Source organism: Pseudomonas graminis, from assembly GCF_001705435.1.
GTDB lineage: Bacteria > Pseudomonadota > Gammaproteobacteria > Pseudomonadales > Pseudomonadaceae > Aquipseudomonas > Aquipseudomonas graminis_B.
On record NZ_MDEN01000061.1, the window covers coordinates 176,387 to 195,747 of the forward strand.

Genomic DNA, 19,361 nt, shown 5'->3' on the forward strand with positions numbered 1-19,361 from the left:
ATAGTCCTTTGCCTATTCCGTTACCCATAACTTTATGCACCACTGATGAACGCTCCGCCAATACCCTTTAGAGTGCGGCAGATACAGGCGCTGCACTTTCCCGAAGCGCGTCATGTTGTCGCGGGTCATTCAACGGCGCCTGAGAAATATTTTCCGCGCAATCAAACATTTCCAATGATGAACGTACTACCATTCATCCCCCTGACTCGTCTGACACCAAGATGTCCGGGCAGACCTCTATAAAGCGCTGGCCACTGGCACGGCGCTATTTTCAAACAAACCGAAGCCTTGATGCCGCCTCACGACCCTGCTCGTGACGCAGTGCGTCAACCGTGATGACCTTCTGAGGTTGCAATGCAGAAATTGATGATTAACGGCCAGGAGCACGACCTGGATGTCGCCGACGACATGCCATTGTTGTGGGTCCTGCGCGACGTGATGGGCCTGACCGGCACCAAGTACGGCTGCGGCATCGCCCAGTGCGGCGTGTGCACCGTGCACCTGGACGGCCAGGCCGTGCGCTCGTGCGTGCTGCCGGTCAGCGCCGTGGCGGGCCGCAAGGTCACGACCATCGAAGCCGTCGGCGAGCAGGCTGTGGGTCAGGCGGTGCAGAAAGCCTGGCTGGACCATGAAGTCGTGCAATGCGGCTACTGCCAGCCGGGGCAGATCATGTCGGCCGTCGCGCTGTTGCAGGAACACCCCAAAGCCAACGACGAGCAGATCGTCAACGCCATGTCGGGCAACCTTTGCCGCTGCGCCACCTACACCCGCATTCGCGCCGCCATCAAAAGCGTCAGCCAGGCCTGAAGGAAGTCATCATGTCCGCATCACAATCATCTGCCGCGATGCTCTCGCGTCGTGGATTGCTCAAAGGCAGTGCGCTGCTGGGCGGGCTGGTCATTGGCACTTACCTGCCGGCGACCGTCACTCGCAGCTTCGCCGCCGACCTGGTCAAGGGCGCGATCCTGGGCGACAACGCAGAGCAAGGCTATGGCGCTTTCGTGCGCATTGATCACAGCGGCGCCGTCACGCTGATTTCGCCGAAGATCGAAATGGGCCAGGGCGTGCAGACCGGCATCGCCATGATGGTCGCCGAAGAGCTCGAAGTGCCGTTGAGCCAGATCACCATCACCGAGGCGCCGCCCAATGCAGCGCTGTACACCGACGCGTTGTTGAGCTTCCAGGCCACCGGCGGTTCGACCTCCACCCGCTACAGTTGGGAGCCCCTGCGCAAGGCCGGCGCCAGCGCGCGCATCGTGCTGGTTCAGGCGGCGGCGATGCGCTGGAAAGTCGCGCCGAGCCAGTGCCATGCCGAGAACGGTCGGGTCATCGGCCCGAACGGTCAAAGTGCCGGTTACGGTGAGCTGGTGGATGCCGCGGCGAAGTTACCGCTGCCAACCGACATCCCGCTCAAAGCCGTCAGCGAATTCAAACTGCTGGGCAAACCGGTCCAGCGACTGGATACGCCGAACAAGGTCAACGGCACGGCGAAATTCACCATCGACCTGCAAGTGCCGGGGATGCTGATTGCCTCCACCCTCACCTGCCCGGTTCACGGCGGCAAACTGCGCGGCGTGAAGAATGAAGACGCTGCGCGCAAGGTTCCCGGCGTGCGCGATATCGTGCGGCTGGACAACGCGGTGGCGGTAACGGCGAGCAATTTCTGGTCCTGCCAGCAAGCGCTCAAGGCGCTGGACATCGACTGGGACCTCGGCCCCCACGCCGGTCTGGATTCCGCCCAGCTAGACAAATCGCTGTTCGACGCCAGCGCTGGCGATGGTGTGTTCGCGCACCAGTCCGGTGACATCGCCGGCGCGCTGAAAAACGCTTCCAGCCGCTTCGAAGCGATCTACGAGCAACCCTTCCTGTCCCACTCGCCGCTGGAGCCGATGACCTGCGTCGCCCATGTGCGCGCCGACGCGTGCGAGTTGTGGGTCGGCTGCCAGGCGCCGGGGATGGCCCAGGCAGGCGCCGCCAAAGTCTGCGGCATGCCGGTGGAAAAGGTGGTGATCCACAACCAGTTGATCGGCGGTGGTTTCGGCCGTCGTCTGGAGTCTGACTTCATCTTCCAGGCCGTGGACATCGCGCGCCAGCTCAGCTACCCGATCAAGCTGATCTGGAGCCGCGAAGAGGACATGACCCACGACCGTTATCGTCCGCACTACGTCGACCGCCTCAATGCGGCGCTGGACAAAGACCTGCGTCCGGTGGGCTGGGAGCATCGCATCGCCGGTGCTTCGGTGGTCGCTGCCTACATCGGCGCATTGCCGGCAGACGGCGTCGATGGCGATGCCGTCGAAGTGGCGAAGGACCCGATCTACACCCTGCCCAACCTGCAGGTGCGCTACATCCGTCACGACCCCGAGGTGATTCCGGTTTCGTGGTGGCGTGGCGTCGGACCGTTGCGCAGCACCTACGCCATCGAGTGCTTCATCGACGAGTTGGCCCACAACGCCAAGGTCGATCCGGTGAAATACCGCCTGGCGCTGATGCAGTCGCAACCCCGCGCGCAAGCGGTGCTGACCAAGGCCGCGCAACTGGTGGAGTGGGACAAGCCACTGCCTGCCGGTTCGGGCCGTGGCGTGGCGGTGACGGCGGTGTTCGGCAGCTTCGTCGCCACCATCGTCGAGCTGGAGAAGGAAGGCGAAAAAGGCCTGCGCATCAAACGGCTGGTGACGGTCATCGACTGCGGCTTTGCCACCAACCCGACCTCCGTGGCGTCGCAGATGGAAGGCGGCACGCTGTTCGGTCTGTCGGCCGCGCTGTTCAACGAAATCCTTGTCGAGAAGGGTCAAGTGCAGCAGACCAACTTCCACGAGTACCGGCAGATTCGCATGAGCGACGCGCCGCCGGTGGAGGTGCACATCGTCGAGAGCGTCGAGACCCCTGGCGGTGTCGGTGAAACCGGCGCAGTGCCCGCTGCGGCCGCGCTGGTTAACGCCGTGTACGCCGCGACCGGTGTGCGTGAGCGTCGTTTGCCGTTGAGCCGTTCTGGCTATTTCACTGTTTAAGGAGCGCGTCATGAACGTTTTCAACACTGCGCTCGGACTTGTGGCCGGTTTGCTGGCCAGCACCGTTTACGCGAGCGACACCCCGGCGATGAGCAAGGGCGAATACCTGACCCGCGCCGCTGATTGCGTGGCCTGCCACGTCGTGCCGGGCGGGAAGCCGTACGCCGGCGGGCTGGAATTCAAGTTGCCGTTTGGCAGCCTGTATTCGCCCAACATCACCCCGGACAAAGAGACCGGTATCGGCAACTGGACCGACGACGAGTTCGTCGACGCCCTGCAGAAAGGCGTGGGCAAGGACGGCAAGCATTACTACCCGGCCTTCCCTTACACCTCGTACACGCTGATGTCCCGCGAAGACATCCTGGCGATCAAGGGCTACCTGTTCAGCCTTGAGCCGGTCAAGCAGATGCCGCCAGAGAACAAGATTTCGTTCCCGTTCAATCAGCGCTGGGGAATGATGTTCTGGAACGCGATGTTCGCCGGCAACGAACGCTTCGTCCCGGACAGCAAGCAATCGCCTGAATGGAATCGCGGCGCGTACCTGGTGCAGGGCCCAGGCCACTGCGGCGAGTGCCACACGCCACGCAACATCTTCCAGGCGATGAGCTCCGGCAATTCTTTGGCAGGTGCTGAACTGGGCAACTGGATGGCCTACAACATCAGCTCCGACGCCAAATACGGCATCGGTGCCTGGCCGGAAGACGCCATCGTCAGCTACTTGTCGAAGGGTTACGCGGCCGGTTTCGGCGGCGCGGGCGGCCCAATGGGTGACGCAGTCGAGCACAGCCTGCGCTACCTCGATCCGGCGGACCTGAAAGCCATCGCGGTGTACCTCAAGAGCACGCCGGCACGCAGCGAAGGCATCCCCCGCCCAAGCATGGTGATGAACGATGCCGCACTGCAAAAGGGTCTTGGTCAGAAGCTGTTCAACGACACCTGCGTGGCCTGCCACCAGATCGACGGCAGTGGCCGGCAGTCCCCGGCAGGCGGGTTGGCGGGCTTGAAAACCGCCAACGACCCCAAAGGCCGGAACGTGATGGCGACGTTGCTGGAAGGTCACACGCCAACGGCGGCACGGGTCGATCAGCGCATGCCTGATTTCGCCCGCAGTTACAGCGACGCTGAACTGGCCGCCGTGAGCACCTTCGTGCTGCGTCGGTTCGGTCAGAGCGACGGCGAGATCAAAGCCGAAGACGTCGCTAAAAATCGCGCCAGCGCGTTGCATTGATGGAGCGGCAGCGCGGCTGGCTCCCCTGTGAGTCAGCCGTGCTGCCAGGCCATTCGGCGGTTCAGGTCTTCAGCACCTGCGCCGCCACCGCCGCCTTGTCGATCACCGACTCGACGTTGACGATACGCCCCGCCGCAAATGTGTAGAACACGTTCTCCGTAAACTGCACCCTCTTCCCGTTCACCGGCACATCGAACAGCTCGCCCACCGGCGTGCAATCGAACGTCAGCCTTGCGGCGATGTGCGGTGGCTCTGAGATCAGCAGATCGATGACAAAACGCAGGTCAGGGATGGCGCGAAAATCCCGTTCCAGCATCTGCCGGTAGCCGGCCAGGCCTACGCGCTCGCCGTTGTACTGCACGTCCTCGCCGACGAAATCGCCCAAGGCAGCCCAATCCTGGCGATTGAGGCAGTCGATATAGCCGGTGTAAGCGTCCTTCAGTGTCTGGTTGTTCATCCTTTCTCCCGGTGTGGGTGGTTCGCATGAATGTTAGTACCCATGGATGCACGCGATGCTTAGCAGGACCGGCTTCAGCCGGGAAGAGGCCAGCGTGAACACCATCAATTTTGCAGTGCGACCACTGACGCTTTCCCGGCTGAAGCCGGTTTCACTCGATGACTGCAGTGTGTGGTTGCCGTTGGCTGCATGTTTCAGGCCGACACTGCTAGTGTTATCCGCACTGACTTCACAAGGCGCAATCATGTCCGTACATCCTCCTTTCTCCGGCGCAAAAGTCGCGATGCTGTGCAATGGCACGCTGCTCACCTATCAACGCGATGACAAACCCGAGATCCCCTGGCCGAACCTGTGGGACCTGCCCGGCGGCGGGCGTGAGGGCCAGGAGACGCCGGAAGAATGCGCCGTGCGGGAGACGATGGAGGAATTCGGCATCGTCCTCGACCCCGCTACCTTCACTCACAAGCAGGTCTACCCGGGTCAGGGCGTCGACGGGCTCGACACCTGGTTCTTCGTCGCTGAAGTGGCCGAGGGTTTATTCGATCAGGTGGTGTTCGGCGATGAAGGCCAGCGCTGGCAAGTGATGACGATCGACGCGTTTCTCTCGATGGACAACGCTGTGGACCGCCTGCAACAGCGTCTGCGAGCGTTCATGGATCAGCAGCGCTGACAGGTTCAGCGCCTGACGGCGCTCCGCGCGAGCCCCTCTGACAGAGACAAATTGACGCAGGCAATGCGTTTTTTTGCTATCGTCGCCGGAATTAACTAACCGGTTAATTACACGACGGATATGCCGTAAGCGATACGCCTGGCAGCCATCACGCTGTGAACCCTTGTCCTCAAATCACTTGATCGGTCGTCCCCGACCCTTCTTCGCGTCAGCAGGAATGCCTCATGAATCACTCACCTTCTTCGGCAGCCGCCAGCCGCTGGCCCATTCGGGTCGTTGCGCTGGGCGTGCTGGTTTTCGGATTACTCTTCGCAGCGGGCGGCGGCTACCTCGTCACGCTGGGCGGCAGTGCGTATTTCCTGCTGGCCGGCCTGGGCCTGATTGTCTCGGCCGTCCTGCTGTTCCGACGTCGCCTGTCAGGCGCGTGGCTGTTTGCAGCGGTGATGCTGCTGACGCTGATCTGGGCGCTGGTGGACGCCGGGCTGGTGTTCTGGCCGCTGGTTTCCCGGCTGTTTGCCCTCGGCGTGTTGAGCCTGCTGGTCGCGCTGATCTACCCTTCCCTGCGCAAGGCCAATGGCCACGCAGCCGGTCGCGGCGTTTACGTCGTTGGCGGCGTGCTGGCGCTGGCGATCGTCGCCGGATCCTGGGGCATGTTTCAGCCCCATGCGTCGGTGTCGCCTACGGGGACTGGCCCGGGGCTGACCAAAGTCGATCCTGCCCACGCGCAGAAAGACTGGGCGCACTACGGCAACGATGAAGGCGGCAGCCGCTTCGCCGCGCTGGACCAGATCAACCGCGACAACGTCAGCAAGCTGGTGCCGGCCTGGACCTACCACACCGGCGACGTCGCCATCAGCGACGGCAATGGTGCCGAAGACCAGATGACCCCGTTGCAGGTCGGCGACAAGGTGTTTATCTGCACGCCCCACAACAACGTCATCGCGCTGGACGCCGACACCGGCAAGCAGTTGTGGAAGAACGACATCAACGCCAAGTCCGCCGTGTGGCAACGCTGCCGCGGGCTGGCTTATTTCGATGCCAGCGCCGCCATTGCGCCACCCACCGATGGCAGCACGCCTGTGGCGGCGGTCGCTGTGCCGGCTGGCGCCAACTGCCAGCGTCGTCTGCTCACCAACACCATCGACGCGCGCTTGATTGCCGTGGACGCCGACACCGGCGAGTTCTGCCAGGGCTTCGGCAACAATGGCCAGGTCGACCTCAAAGCCGGTCTGGGCAACGTGCCCGATTCCTACTATCAACTGTCATCGGCGCCGCTGATGGCCGGGACCACGGTGGTGGTTGGCGGTCGCGTGGCCGACAACGTGCAGGCCGATATGCCGGGCGGCGTGATCCGCGGCTTTGACGTGGTCACCGGGCAGATGCGCTGGGCGTTCGATCCGGGCAATCCCGAAGACAAACAGGCGCCTGCCGCCGACAAAACCTATGTGCGCAGCACGCCGAACAGCTGGGCACCGATGTCCTACGACCCGGCCATGAACACGCTGTTCCTGCCGATGGGCAGTTCGTCCACCGACATTTATGGCGTGAAACGCACCGAGCTTGACCACACCTATGGCGCCTCGGTGCTGGCACTGGACGCCACCACCGGCGTGCAGAAGTGGGTGTATCAGACGGTCCATAACGACCTGTGGGATTTCGACCTGCCGATGCAGCCGAGCCTGATCGACTTCGCCAAGCCTGACGGCAGCAAGGTGCCGGCGCTGGTCATTGGCACCAAGGCCGGGCAGATTTTCGTCCTCGATCGCCACACCGGCCAGCCGCTGACCGAGGTCAAGGAAGTCCCGGTCAAGGCGTCGAATATCCCCAACGAACCGTATTCGCCGACCCAGCCAAAATCCGTGGGCATGCCGCAGATCGGTGCGCAGACGCTGACCGAATCGGACATGTGGGGCGCCACACCGTTCGACCAGTTGCTGTGCCGGATCTCGTTCAAGAAGATGCGCTACGACGGCCTGTTCACCGCGCCGGGCACTGACATTTCGCTGAGTTTCCCGGGATCACTGGGCGGGATGAACTGGGGCAGCCTGTCGACCGATCCGGTTCACGGCTTCATCTTCGTCAATGACATGCGCCTGGGCCTGTGGATTCAGATGGTGCCGCAGCTGAAGGACGCCATCGCGGCGTCCGGCGGTGAGGCGTTGAATACCGGCATGGGCGCCGTCCCGCTGAAGGGCACGCCGTACGCCGTCAACAAGAACCGCTTCCTGTCGGTGGCGGGCATCCCGTGCCAGGCGCCGCCGTTCGGCACGTTGACCGCCATCGACATGAAGACTCAAAAGATCGCCTGGCAAGTGCCGGTCGGCACCGTTCAGGACACTGGCCCGATGGGCATCAAAATGCACCTGCCGCTGCCGATCGGCATGCCGACGCTGGGTGGCACGCTGTCGACCCAGGGCGGTCTGGTGTTCATCGCCGGCACCCAGGATTACTACCTGCGCGCGTTCAACAGCGCCAACGGGGAAGAAGCCTGGAAAGCCCGCTTGCCCGTGGGCAGCCAGGGCGGCCCGATGACGTATGTGTCGCCTAAGACCGGCAAGCAGTACATCGTCATCACCGCCAGCGGCGCCCGTCAGTCGAAGGATCGCGGTGATTACGTGATTGCCTACGCACTGCCTGACAGCAAGTAACCGCCCTCACAAAAAAAACCGCTGACGCCTTCAGGAGGGGCGCAGCGGTTTTTTGTTGCGTCAGGGGAAAGGCTCAGGCCGGATTCACCCAGTGGGACCGCGTGCAGTCTGTAGGACCGGCTTTAGCCGGGAAAGCGTCGGACGTCACACTGCGAAATTGAGGGTGATCAAACCGGCCTCTTCCCGGCTAAAGCCGGTCCCACTATCAAACCGCGTTAGGCTGGTAGGCAGCGATCAATTACTCGCCACTTCCGCCGTCTTCCCGGTGGTCACCAGCGCTTTGAGGGACACATCAAACTGCTTCAGGGCATTGACCTGCAGGTCGCGCTGCTGGTTGATCTGCGCGGCGATTTCCGGGGCGGCCTTGCCGTGGACCCACACCGAGCTCAGCTCCTGGGCGCCCAAGCCTTCAGCCTTGCCGATGTATTGCAGGTTCGAATCGTAGAACGTGGCAATGAAGCGCGCTTCGACCTGAGAGTTACGCTGGGATACCAGACGGCTGTAGGTGTCGAGCATCACCACCACGTCAGGCCGCGCCTGCATCAGCGCGTCAAGGTTGTCGTACACGGTCACTGAAGCAAACTGCTTCTGCAACGAACCTTTCAGCCAGTCCATCGCCAGCTTTGGATCGGAGCTGTTGACGAACGCCTCGCGAATGCGCGAATCCAGCCCGCCATTCTTGACGCCCTTCAGCGCCACCGCGTGATAACGCTCAAGGTATTCGAGGGTGCCAACGGTGTTTTCGCTGTAGAGCACACCCACGCGTTGGGAAGACTGCAATGCCACACGGCTTTCAACCACCGGCAGCAAATGGCACGCCTCGGCATCCGCCGCCGAAACAGTGCCTGCCGCAACAGCAGAACCGGTAGTGACGAATCCGCTGGACAGCACGGCGACGAGGGTCAGCAGGGTTGAGATTTTCATCGCGCGGTGTCCTTCTAAAGCCAGTTCGGTATGGGGCCATCCTCCTCCCTTCCAGGAAAAAGAGAACTCGCCTACCGTGATGTTCACTATCGATTTCAAGAATGGTAGGCGCTTTGAGAAACACCGTTACCGATGCCTCAACAAAGCCCGCTGCCGCCCTCACCTTTCGCACTGTTCAATACACGTAGCGGCCGACTGCCCGACGCACTGCCTGCAACGCAACCCGCAACGCCTCAAGATCCACAGAACCCAACGCCAGGCGAATTCCGTGGGGGACGACGCTGGAGGTGGCGAAGGGTTCGGCAGTCGAAACCGCCACCTTGTTTGCCAGCAACTCCATGGCCACCTGGTCGGCCCTGGCGTCCTCCGGCAGTTGTACCCACAAAAAATAGGACGCCGGGTGACTGATGACGTTCAACCCGATTAACAGCTCCCGGGCGAGCGTCTGTCGGGTCCGCGCATCCAGGCGTTTTTCCTCCTCCAGACGCGCGACGGTGCCGTCCTCAATCCAGCCGCAGACCAGCGACGTCATCACCCCTGGGGTATTCCAGACCGTCGCCCGGATCGCACGCTCCATCGCCGAAATCCATGGCAGCGGCGCAACCACGTAACCCACCCGCAGTCCGGTCGCGATGTTTTTCGAGAAACCCGAGACGTAGACGGTCAGCTCCGGTGCCAGGGCCTTCAACGGTGCGGGCGGGTCCTCGGCCAGGAACGCATACGCTGCGTCTTCGATCAACAGCACCCCATGGTGCCGAGCGATGCGCACCAAGTGTTCGCGCCACGGCAGGTCCATCACCCAGCCCATGGGGTTGTGCAGGGTCGGCATCGTGTAGACGGCCTTGATCCGCCTTCGCTGGCAGAGTGTTTCCAAGGCGTTCAGATCGGGGCCGTGATCGGTATGGGGGATCGCGAGCAATTCCAGCCGGAGGGCGTCGGCCACCACTTTGAACCCCGAATAGGTCAACGCATCCACCGCCACCACATCGCCCGGTTTGAGCAACGCCATCGCAATGACCGACAGGCCATGCTGCGCGCCACTGACGATCACCACCTCGTCGGCCTCGACGGCTAATCCCCGGGCAGCAAGGTGCCGCGCCATGCACGCGCGCTCATGGCTTCGGCCAGCGTGGGGCTGATAGCGCAGCAGCGCCTCCAGATCACCCGACAACGCCAGTTGGCGAAGGCCGTTGCGCAGCAGATCCGCCTGGCCCGGCAGCGTCGGGTAGTTGAAATTGAGGTCGAGGACGCCGGGCGTGCTGGTCTGTTGATCGACGCCATGGCTGAGCGGCAGGGCGATTTCCCGGACAAAGGTGCCGCGCCCGGTTTCGCCGCTCACCAGTCCCATGGCTTCCAGCTCGGCGTAGACCCGCGACGCCGTGACCAGCGCCAGGCCTTCAGCCGCCGCCAACTGACGATGGGTCGGCAGGCGAGTACCGGGCGCCAGTTCACCGGCCGCAATCTGCGCGGCAAATCGGTCCACAAGGGTTTTGTAGCGGGCGCGGGGCATAGACGCTCTATCCATGACAATTCTTTGATTGTACTGATTCTGCCCCTTACGCTGCCTTGACGGCAATCGACCTGTTGGCAATCCAACCTCAATCGGCAATGGCGTCCTCATGCCTGCACCTCAGGAGTCCGAACCCCATGGAAATCTCTTCAATGGTCCAGCCCCTGGCGACAAAGCGCTCCACTGCCGGATGGCTGAACGGCCTGATGGGCGTGATCATTTTCAGCGGTTCGTTGCCGGCCACGCGCATCGCCGTGCTGGAGTTCGCGCCGCTGTTTCTGACTGTCGCCAGAGCGTCGATTGCCGGCTTGGTCGCGGCCTGTCTGCTGCTGGTGTTGCGAGAGAAGCGCCCGCAGCGCAACCAACTGATGCCGCTATTCATCGTTGCCAGCGGCGTGGTGGTCGGCTTCCCGCTGCTCACCGCGCTGGCGTTGCAATACGTCACGTCGGCGCACTCCATCGTGTTTGTCGGCCTGTTGCCGTTGGCGACGGCTGTGTTCGCGGTGTTGCGTGGCGGCGAGCGTCCGCGTCCGGTGTTCTGGGTGTTCTCGTTGCTGGGCAGTGCGCTGGTAGTGGGGTTCGCCTGTGCCCAAGGGTTGTCGGCGTCGCCGGCGGGGGATCTGCTGATGCTGCTGGCGATTGTCGTCTGCGGCCTGGGTTACGCCGAAGGTGCCACGCTGTCCCGGACGCTCGGCGGCTGGCAGGTCATCTGCTGGGCGCTGGTGCTGGCGTTGCCGCTGATGCTGATGCTGACCCTGTTCAGCGCGCCGCCAGTCCTGGCCACCATCAGCGCACCGGCGTGGCTGAGTCTGGGCTACGTGTCGCTGTTCAGCATGCTGATCGGCTTCGTGTTCTGGTATCGCGGTCTCGCCCAGGGTGGCATCGCGGCGGTGGGACAGCTGCAGTTGCTGCAGCCCTTTTTTGGTCTGACGCTGGCCGCAACCCTTCTGCATGAACAGGTCAGCGTGGGCATGCTGGGAGTGACCGTCGGGGTTATCGCGTGCGTTGCCGGCGCGCGGCGGTTTTCACGCTAGCAGCAGGTCTATCAGGACGGCTGAACAGTGCAGGCCTGACCCAACGTTTTTTAACCATCCTCAAAACGAAAAATGCCGGTGATCATCACCGGCATTTCCCGTTCATTGCTAAGCCATCACTTGGCCTGACTGACGCGCCAGACCTTGTTGCCCACATCGTCCGCGACCAGCAATGCGCCCTGCTTGTCGAGGATCACGCCGACCGGACGGCCTTGTGCGTCGCCATCGGCGTTGAGGAAGCCGGTCAGGACGTCCACCGGCAGGCCCGCAGGTCGGCCATCCTTGAAGCCGACGAACACGACTTTGTAGCCGGCCTGGGGATTGCGGTTCCACGAGCCGTGCTCGCCGACAAACACGCCGTCGGCAAATTTGGCCGGCATGCCGCGCGGGTCGGACCAGGTCAGGCCCAGTGGCGCGACGTGGGTGCCGAGGGCGTAATCCGGGGCGATGGCCTTGGCGACCATGTCCGGGCGCGGCGGCTGCAAACGGCTGTCGACGTGATTGCCGTAGTAGCTCCACGGCCAGCCGTAGAACGCGCCGTCTTTGACCGAGGTCAGGTAATCCGGCACCAGGTCGCTGCCGATTTCGTCACGTTCGTTGACCACTGTCCACAGCTCGTTGCTGCCCGGCTTCCACGCCAGCCCGTTGGGGTTGCGCAGTCCGCTGGCGAACAGGCGTTTTTGCCCGGTCTTGACGTCCACTTCCCAGACCGCCGCACGTCCCTCTTCGGCTTCCAGACCGTTTTCGGCCACGTTGCTGTTCGAGCCAACGGTGACGTACAGCTTGGTGCCTTCGCGGTTGGCGATGATGTTCTTGGTCCAGTGGTGATTGATTCCCGCCGGCAGGTCAGTGACTTTCACCGGCGTGGCGGTGCTTTCAGTCTGGCCGTCGTTATACGGGACCTTGACCACGGCGTCGGCGTTGGCGATGAACAGCTCGTTACCCACCAGCACCATGCCGAATGGCGACGTCAGGCCGCTGATGAACACCTTCTTCATTTCGGCCCGGCCATCGCCGTCTGCATCGCGCAGGATGCTGATACGGTTGGCGCTCTCGGCTTCGGCGCCGACCCGGCTCATGACGATCCCGGTAGCCGTGCGCTTGATCCATGCCATCACCCCCGGGCCGCCGTCCGTCGCGCCTTCAGGCTTCGGCGGCTTGTTGCTTTCGGCGACCAGGACGTCGCCGTTGGGCAGGCTGTACAGCCAGCGCGGGTGATCGAGGTTTTCGGCGAGTGCGCTGACGGTGAAGCCCTCGGCGGCCTTGGGCGTGTCGGTGCCCTTCCAGCCGACGGCCTTGGACACCTTGACGGTCGGAATCAGTGTGCTATTGGGCTCGGGCAGTTGCGGCTGCGCGCCTACGCCAGCCTGGAACGGCAGCTTGGCGGTTTCGCCACAGGCACTGAGCATCGCAGCAGTGGTCATCAGCAGTGCAAATCGGTGCATCGCAATCATCGTTCAACCTCGCGGCGGCCATCCATGGGCCCATTGTTTTGAGAAATCAAAGCGCTGACAAACAGGCAGCTTGGAGAAGCGCAGGCTTCGAGAGACATGACATAAGGCTGACAAGTATCGCCACGTCGACCGACAGCAAACAGCTCACGGGACGCAAATGACATTTGCCCTCAGGGCATCAATAAAACGACCCCGGCAGGGGCGTGAGGGTTCAATAATCTGCGCCGGCATCTCCCGTGCGGGACCGAGGGGTTAGCCATGTTGGCCGATTTTAGATACGCTTCATGCCTATAACCCCCAGAGCCAGATCCGATGACCCGCCCAGAGTTTGCTTTGGATGTTGAGGCGATCCATGCGATCCCCGCCGTGCCCGTCATTCTGAGCATGGTCAAGCACATGACAGGCATGCGCTTCGCGGCAATCGCCAGGGTCACGGAAAGTCATTGGGTGGCCTGCGCCGTCGATGACTCGATCAATTTCGGCCTCAAACCGGGCGGCGAGCTGGTGCTGGAATCAACCATCTGCCACGAGATCAGGCAGCATCACCAGCCAGTGGTGTTCGGCCATGCCAGCGCCGACCCGCACTTCGCCACCCATCACACGCCGCTCACCTATGGGCTGGAAAGCTACATTTCGATTCCCATCATCCTGCCCGACGACCGCTTCTTCGGGACGCTGTGCGCCATCGACTCAGTGCCTGCCGATCTGAGCGATCCTGCCATCGTCAAGACACTGACCCTCTTCGCGCAGTTGATTGCGCTGAGTCTGGACACTCAGGGCCACCTGGACAGCGCCCGCGCCGAGCTGAACGACGCCAACGAAAACGGACGGTTGCGGGAGCAATTCATGGCGGTGCTGGGGCACGACCTGCGTACACCGTTGAGTGCGATCCGCATGAGCGCCGACCTGCTGGCGACCAAAACCGAGGACAAGCGCTCGCAGGGGCTGGTCGCTGCCATACGGCAGAGCTCGATCCGCATGGGCGCGCTGATCGAGAACGTGCTGGACTTCGCCAGGGGCCGCATGGGCGGAGGAATTCCGGTGAAGTGCCAGGCCACGGATGATCTTCCCGACGTATTGAAAGCGACGGTGGACGAGATCCGCGCGTCGCACCCGCAGGCAACGTTCAACGAAGCCATCGACCTCAACGGGAGCGTCTACTGCGACCCGCTGCGCATCAGCCAGTTGTTGTCCAATCTGCTGGGCAACGCGGTGACCCATGGCTCACTCGCCTCGCCGATTGACCTGCACATCTGGCAGGAATCTGATCAGGTCATCATTTCCGTCATGAACCACGGCGCGCCCATCTCGCCACGGCTGATGCCGCTGCTGTTCGAGCCGTTCACCCGGTCCGAAGCGGGCGGGCGCGGCGAAGGCCTCGGTCTTGGGCTGTACATCGCGTCGCAGATCGCCAGCGCTCATCACGGTACTTTGACCGTGAGCTCATCGGCTCAATTGGGCACCTGTTTCATTGCGCGCTTTCCTTACACGCAACCCGTTTGAGCGCCGACAGGTGATGTCGGCACGTCTGCGCCACAGCGTCGCGGGCACACTGATTTTCGCTATGACCCACTTTTCTGAAGCCCCCTTTTCTGAGGAGAGCACCTGACATGCTTCTGCACCAGTCCACATGGATCGAGATCGAACAGTTTCTCAAGCGCAGCCGCACGATTGTCGTGCCCACCGGTTCGAACGAACAACACGGCCCCACCGGCCTGCTCGGCACTGACTGGATGTGCCCGCAGATCATCGCCCACGAAGCGCAGAAGAGCGCCGATATCCTGATCGCGCCGACCTTCAACATCGGCATGGCGCAGCATCATCTGGGCTTTCCCGGAACGATCTCGCTGCGCCCCTCGACGTTCATCGCCGCCATCGGTGACTGGGCGCGCTCGCTGGCGGGTCATGGCTTTGAGAAAATCCTCTTCCTCAACGGTCACGGCGGCAACGTTGCGTCGATCGAGGCGGCGTTTTCCGAGCTGTACGCAGAAGCCAGTTTCGCCGGGCGTTCTGCCGGTTTCGCCCTGAAGCTGACCAACTGGTGGGACCTGGAGGGCGTCGGCGAACTCGCCCATCGGCAGTTTCCGGTGGGCCACGGCTCCCACGCGACGCCGTCCGAGATCGCGGTGACCCAGTGGGCCTACCCGGAGTCGATCAAGTCGGCGGACTACTCGCCGCAGATTGCCCCGACCGGTCCGATCCGCGAAGCAAAGGATTTTCGAGCGCGCTTCCCCGATGGCCGCATGGGCTCAGACCCTGCGCTGGCCACGCCGGAAAAAGGCGGAGAGCTGGTGGCGCTGGCGGCCAAGGGGCTGGTGCGCGCGGTTGACGCGTTCAGTCGCGAACCGGCGCTGCATTAACGTCGCTGCGTTGACGGCCTGGCCGTGCGGCAATAGCGCGCGGGCGTTGAACTCGTCCGCCAAATGGCGGCCATAGTGGTATGCGCTTTTTCAAACGGTATGGGATCTGGGGCAGTCTGCAGCGCAACGACCTCGCCCGGTCCCCTTGGCTGACAGGTGATATGTGAATACGTTTATCCCACTGGACAAAGTTGAAGAAATCGATCTGCAGGATTACCACGAGGTCTGGCTGACCACGTCGGAAACCTGGCCACAGGACCCGGCGACGGTCCACCGCAAGTGCCTGTGGCGCCAGGATCGCGAGATGACCTCCGATGTGGAAATCGACGGCGTTTACTTTGAAAATCTACCGCACCTGTGGCTGCGTGTGGACGATCTCGATGACCAACAGGACATCGACCTCGTGATCGAGAAGCTCAAGGTACGCATTGCCGCACTGAATCTCAAAGGCGAGTTCTATCCTCCCGAGCTGCCGACTGCGGCGCCTCACAAGGACGAAGACGAAATCAAGAAAGACCTGCGCAGCTAATCCGCTTCACCCCCCCGCTTCTCCGACGCGCGCCGTGGCTGATCTTCAGCACGGCGCCGTTTTTGTTTCTGCTGCACCTATTTCCGGTCAGTCCTACCCAGTGCATGCGCTGTATCAGTGGGACCGGCTTTAGCCGGGAAGAGGCCTGTGTGAACGCCCTCAATTTTTGCAGCGTGGCATCCGACGCCTTCCCGGCTAAAGCCAGTCCTACAGGTGCACGCAATCCGTCAGTGGGACCGGCTTTAGCCGGGAAGACGCCTGTGTGAACGCCCTCAATTTTTGCAGCGTGGCATATGACGCCATCCCGGCTAAAGCCAGCCCTACAGGTGCACGTAGTCCGTCAGTGGGACCGGCTTCAGCCGGGAAGAGGCCTGTGTGAACACTCTCAATTTTTGCAGCGTGGCATCCGACGCTTTCCCGGCTAAAGCCAGTCATACAGGTGCACGCAATCCGTCAGTGGGACCGGCTTCAGCCGGGAAGAGGCCTGTGTGAACGCCTTCAATTTTTGCAGCGTGGCATATGACGCCTTCCCGGCTAAAGCCAGTCCTACAGGTGCACGCAGTCCGTCAGTGGGACCGGCTTCAGCCGGGAAGAGGCCTGTATGAACACCCTCAATTTTTGCAGCGTTGCATCCGACGCTTTCCCGGCTAAAGCCAGTCCTACAGGTGCACGCAGTCCGTTAGTGGGACCGGCTTTAGCCGGGAAGAGGCCTGTGTGAACACCCTCAATTTTTGCAGCGTGGCATATAACGCCTTCCCGGCTAAAGCCAGTCCTACAGGTGCACGCAGTCCGTTAGTGGGACCGGCTTCAGCCGGGAAGAGGCCTGTGTGAACACTCTCAATTTTTGCAGCGTGGCATCCGACGCCTTCCCGGCTAAAGCCAGGCCTACAGGTGCACGCAGTCCGTCAGTGGGACCGGCTTCAGCCGGGAGGAGGCCTGTGTGAACGCCCTCAATTTCCCGGCGTGGCATCCGACGCTTTCCCGGCTAAAGCCAGTCCTACAGGTGCACGCAGTCCGGCAGTGGGACCGGCTTCAGCCGGGAAGAGGCCTGTGTGAACGCCCTCAATTTTTGCAGTGTGGCATCCGACGCCTTCCCGGCTAAAGCCAGCCCTACAGGTGCACGCAGTCCGTCAGTGGGACCGGCTTCAGCCGGGAAGAGGCCTGTGTGAGCACCGCCCTTCTGAAGTCTGGGCTAGAATCGCCCGCTCAGATTATCAAGGAGTGAACCCTGTGCAGATGTCCCCGGCGATACCGCTGATTCGTATTTTTTCCGAAGCCAAGGCGAAAGAGTTCTACGTGGATTTTCTCGGCTTCAGCCTGGAGTGGGAGCACCGATTTGAACCCGGCCTGCCGCTGTACGCCCAGGCCCGTCGCGACCAACTGGTCATCCACCTGACCGAGCACCATGGCGACGCGACGCCGGGCTCGACGATCTTTGTGCCGGTCAGCAACATCGACGAATTGCAGCGCGAACTGCTGGCGAAAAACTACGGCTATTCACGCCCCGGCATTCAAGACCTCGACTGGGGCAAGGTCATGGACATCGCCGACCCGTTCGGCAACCGCCTGCGCTTCTGCGAGCGCTCCGAGGACTGACCCGCGGCGCCCTCAAAGCCGGAAATACTGCCCGATGGCCTGCCGCAGCAGGTCTATCGCCTCATCTCCGTGGCTGGCTGACGAGCGCACGACGATGATGTCGTGGTCGGCGATCGGCGGCAGGCCATCGAGGATGCGCATGCCGTCGGTGACCCGGGCGCGGTCGATCACGCTGATGCCCAGTCCTGCCTCGACACAGGCTTTGACCGCCTGATTGGACGAGCTCTCGAGCACGATGCGCATGGGGTGGCCGGCGCGCTTGAGCGACTCGACCATCGCTTGCCGGTACGAGCAGTGGACCGCATGCACGGCAAGCGGCAGCGGGTTCGGTAAATCCCCCGATTGATGCGCCGCGCCGACCCACACCGGCGTGGTCGGCACCAGCAACTGATCGTCCGCGCCCAACTGGCCTTCCGGCTGGGCGATGACCGCCACCTGCAGCCGCCCCCGCCGCACCTGATCGCGCAAGATGAAGCTGGGCGCGGTCTTCAGCTCCAGAACGATGTTCGGCCAGGCGGCGGTGAAAATCGGCAGCACGTCGCGAATCAGGTGCGTGGCGTATTCATCCGGCACGCCGAGGGTGATGCGCCCCGCCAGCTGCGTGCCTTGGAGCTCCGCCAACACTTGATCGTGGGTGCTCAGCAGCGCGGCGGTGGAGGTCAGAAAACGCTTGCCCAGGGGCGTCAGCGACACCGACTGATTGTCGCGATTGAGCAGCCGCCCCCCCGCCACCGCTTCCAGCCGCTGCACGTGCACGCTGACGGCCGCCGGGCTTTTGTGCAGCTGTTCTGCCGCCGCGCTGAACTTGCCAATGCGCGCAACGGCGTGGAAGGTGCGGACCTGTTCGATATCCAGAATGGCACTCATGGTTCACTGATCCCGAAGCACTGCTGTCGTTTATTTTGATTTATTAGATTACGGCGGTTGGTTACGTTGGGTCCATGAACACTTCAAACGAACTGACCAACGCGAGCCTCGCCCTTCCGTCCCCACGCCGGGCGATGCCCTTGCCGCTGCTCGAAGCCGGGCTGGTGATCATCTGGAGTTCGGGCTTCATTGGCGCGCGCTTCTCCATCGATTACGCGCCGGCGTCCCTGGTGGTGTTCTGGCGCTGCCTCCTGGTCACGCTGATTCTGGTGCCCTTCGTCGCCCGACAGCTGCGCCAGACACCGCCTGCGGTGCTGCTGAAAAACGCCGGCATCGGCCTGCTGGCCATGGCCGGTTATCTGTTCGGTGTGACCGAAGGCATTGCCCTGGGTGTGCCCGCCGGGCTGGCAGCGCTGTTCGCCGATCTGCTGCCAATCGGCATGGCTGTGCTGGCGGCCGTGGTGCTCCGCCAGCGATTGACCCGCGGCGTATGGATCGGATTGCTGATCGGTCTGGCGGGCGTGATGCTGGCGACCCACGACGCGCTGGCCTGGGGCAGCGCACCCCCATGGGCCTACGCCCTGCCCGTGCTGGGCATGCTGTCACTGGCGGTCGCCACACTGTGGCAAAAACACTCCCCAGACCCGCAGGCGCTGGGCCTGCTGCCCAACCTGTGGTTGCAGTGCTTCGTCTCGACCTTCGTGTTTGCCCTCGTTGCCGGACTGCACGGAAGTCTCGCGCCCGTGCCCAACGCAGGTTTCGCGATGAGTGTGCTGTGGACGTCGGTGTCGACGGTCGGCGGCTACGGCCTGTACTGGATGTGCCTGCGCCGGGCCACGCCGACGCGAGTCGCCAGTGTGCTTTACCTCAGCCCGCCTCTGACGCTGCTGCTGGCCTGGGCCCTGTTCGACGAACCGCTGTCGTGGCTGATGGCCTTGGGCATGGTGGTCTCGGGGGTCGGCATCGGTCTGGTGATACGCGGCGAGGCGCGAGAGGCGTCATGAATTGGCCGGTCCTGCGCATCGCTCATCACGCTATCGCGACAAATCAAAGCGACAGCTGGCTCGTGGTTG

The 19,361-nt window shown here is 62.7% G+C and carries 17 protein-coding genes; 11 read left to right on the top strand and 6 right to left on the bottom strand.

Features of this window, described 5'->3' with window-relative positions:
* The first annotated feature begins 354 nt into the window (after positions 1-354).
* The 3 genes from BBI10_RS11485 to BBI10_RS11495 are packed head-to-tail and all read left to right on the top strand — an operon-like array spanning position 355 to position 4,239.
* Positions 355-807, top strand: a complete 453-nt coding sequence (locus tag BBI10_RS11485; protein WP_065988623.1) for a (2Fe-2S)-binding protein — start codon at positions 355-357, stop codon at positions 805-807.
* A gap of 11 nt (positions 808-818) precedes the next feature.
* Positions 819-3,011 (top strand): xanthine dehydrogenase family protein molybdopterin-binding subunit, encoded by a 2,193-nt coding sequence (locus tag BBI10_RS11490; protein ID WP_065988624.1) that lies wholly within the window; start codon positions 819-821, stop codon positions 3,009-3,011.
* A gap of 10 nt (positions 3,012-3,021) precedes the next feature.
* Positions 3,022-4,239 carry a cytochrome c gene (locus BBI10_RS11495; protein WP_065988625.1) on the top strand — a complete coding sequence of 406 codons (1,218 nt, stop codon included), beginning with the start codon at positions 3,022-3,024 and terminating at the stop codon, positions 4,237-4,239.
* A 61-nt stretch (positions 4,240-4,300) separates the two neighbouring features.
* On the opposite strand, the gene BBI10_RS11500 is transcribed toward BBI10_RS11495, so the two are convergent.
* Both BBI10_RS11500 and BBI10_RS11505 read right to left on the bottom strand, forming a co-directional pair.
* The gene (locus tag BBI10_RS11500) at positions 4,301-4,696 is read right to left on the bottom strand and encodes an ester cyclase (RefSeq protein ID WP_065988626.1); all 396 of its coding nucleotides are present in this window, start codon (positions 4,694-4,696) and stop codon (positions 4,301-4,303) included.
* Positions 4,697-4,729: 33 nt separating this feature from the next.
* Positions 4,730-4,942 carry a hypothetical protein gene (locus tag BBI10_RS11505; RefSeq protein WP_065988627.1) on the bottom strand — a complete coding sequence of 71 codons (213 nt, stop codon included), beginning with the start codon at positions 4,940-4,942 and terminating at the stop codon, positions 4,730-4,732.
* Here BBI10_RS11505 and BBI10_RS11510 point away from each other — a divergent pair.
* Positions 4,941-5,366 carry an NUDIX hydrolase gene (locus BBI10_RS11510; protein ID WP_065988628.1) on the top strand — a complete coding sequence of 142 codons (426 nt, stop codon included), beginning with the start codon at positions 4,941-4,943 and terminating at the stop codon, positions 5,364-5,366. The genes BBI10_RS11505 and BBI10_RS11510 overlap by 2 nt on opposite strands.
* Positions 5,367-5,590: 224 nt before the next feature.
* Positions 5,591-8,014: a glucose/quinate/shikimate family membrane-bound PQQ-dependent dehydrogenase gene (locus tag BBI10_RS11515; protein WP_065988629.1), complete on the top strand. Its 2,424-nt coding sequence runs from the start codon at positions 5,591-5,593 to the stop codon at positions 8,012-8,014.
* Positions 8,015-8,248: 234 nt separating this feature from the next.
* Here the strand turns inward: BBI10_RS11515 and BBI10_RS11520 are convergent, their stop codons facing one another.
* Together BBI10_RS11520 and BBI10_RS11525 are read right to left on the bottom strand one after the other, a co-directional pair.
* On the bottom strand, positions 8,249-8,938 hold the full coding sequence (locus BBI10_RS11520) for an ATPase (RefSeq protein WP_065988630.1): 690 nt from the start codon (positions 8,936-8,938) through the stop codon (positions 8,249-8,251).
* Positions 8,939-9,113: 175 nt separating this feature from the next.
* On the bottom strand, positions 9,114-10,448 hold the full coding sequence (locus BBI10_RS11525; protein ID WP_065988631.1) for a PLP-dependent aminotransferase family protein: 1,335 nt from the start codon (positions 10,446-10,448) through the stop codon (positions 9,114-9,116).
* 137 nt (positions 10,449-10,585) lie between these two features.
* Between BBI10_RS11525 and BBI10_RS11530 the strand changes: the two genes are divergently transcribed.
* Positions 10,586-11,482, top strand: coding sequence for a DMT family transporter (locus tag BBI10_RS11530; protein ID WP_065988632.1), 897 nt, complete (start codon positions 10,586-10,588; stop codon positions 11,480-11,482).
* Between the two features lie 116 nt (positions 11,483-11,598).
* On the opposite strand, the gene BBI10_RS11535 is transcribed toward BBI10_RS11530, so the two are convergent.
* Positions 11,599-12,936 (bottom strand): PQQ-dependent sugar dehydrogenase, encoded by a 1,338-nt coding sequence (locus tag BBI10_RS11535; RefSeq protein WP_065988633.1) that lies wholly within the window; start codon positions 12,934-12,936, stop codon positions 11,599-11,601.
* A gap of 312 nt (positions 12,937-13,248) precedes the next feature.
* Here BBI10_RS11535 and BBI10_RS11540 point away from each other — a divergent pair, with 312 nt between their 5' ends.
* The 4 genes from BBI10_RS11540 (at position 13,249) to BBI10_RS11555 (ending at position 17,421) form a co-directional block, all read left to right on the top strand.
* Positions 13,249-14,439: a GAF domain-containing sensor histidine kinase gene (locus BBI10_RS11540; RefSeq protein ID WP_065988634.1), complete on the top strand. Its 1,191-nt coding sequence runs from the start codon at positions 13,249-13,251 to the stop codon at positions 14,437-14,439.
* Positions 14,440-14,546: 107 nt separating this feature from the next.
* Positions 14,547-15,296: a creatininase family protein gene (locus BBI10_RS11545; RefSeq protein WP_065988635.1), complete on the top strand. Its 750-nt coding sequence runs from the start codon at positions 14,547-14,549 to the stop codon at positions 15,294-15,296.
* 163 nt (positions 15,297-15,459) lie between these two features.
* Positions 15,460-15,825: a hypothetical protein gene (locus BBI10_RS11550; protein WP_065988636.1), complete on the top strand. Its 366-nt coding sequence runs from the start codon at positions 15,460-15,462 to the stop codon at positions 15,823-15,825.
* Between the two features lie 1,197 nt (positions 15,826-17,022).
* A complete protein-coding gene (locus BBI10_RS11555) occupies positions 17,023-17,421 on the top strand; it encodes a glyoxalase superfamily protein (RefSeq protein ID WP_279615255.1) in 399 nt (132 codons plus the stop codon).
* 12 nt (positions 17,422-17,433) lie between these two features.
* Here the strand turns inward: BBI10_RS11555 and BBI10_RS11560 are convergent, their stop codons facing one another.
* Positions 17,434-18,288, bottom strand: a complete 855-nt coding sequence (locus tag BBI10_RS11560; protein WP_065988638.1) for a LysR family transcriptional regulator — start codon at positions 18,286-18,288, stop codon at positions 17,434-17,436.
* Positions 18,289-18,422: 134 nt separating this feature from the next.
* On the opposite strand from BBI10_RS11560, the gene BBI10_RS11565 reads away from it, so the two are divergent.
* A complete protein-coding gene (locus BBI10_RS11565) occupies positions 18,423-19,292 on the top strand; it encodes a DMT family transporter (protein ID WP_347876467.1) in 870 nt (289 codons plus the stop codon).
* Positions 19,293-19,361 lie beyond the last annotated feature (69 nt).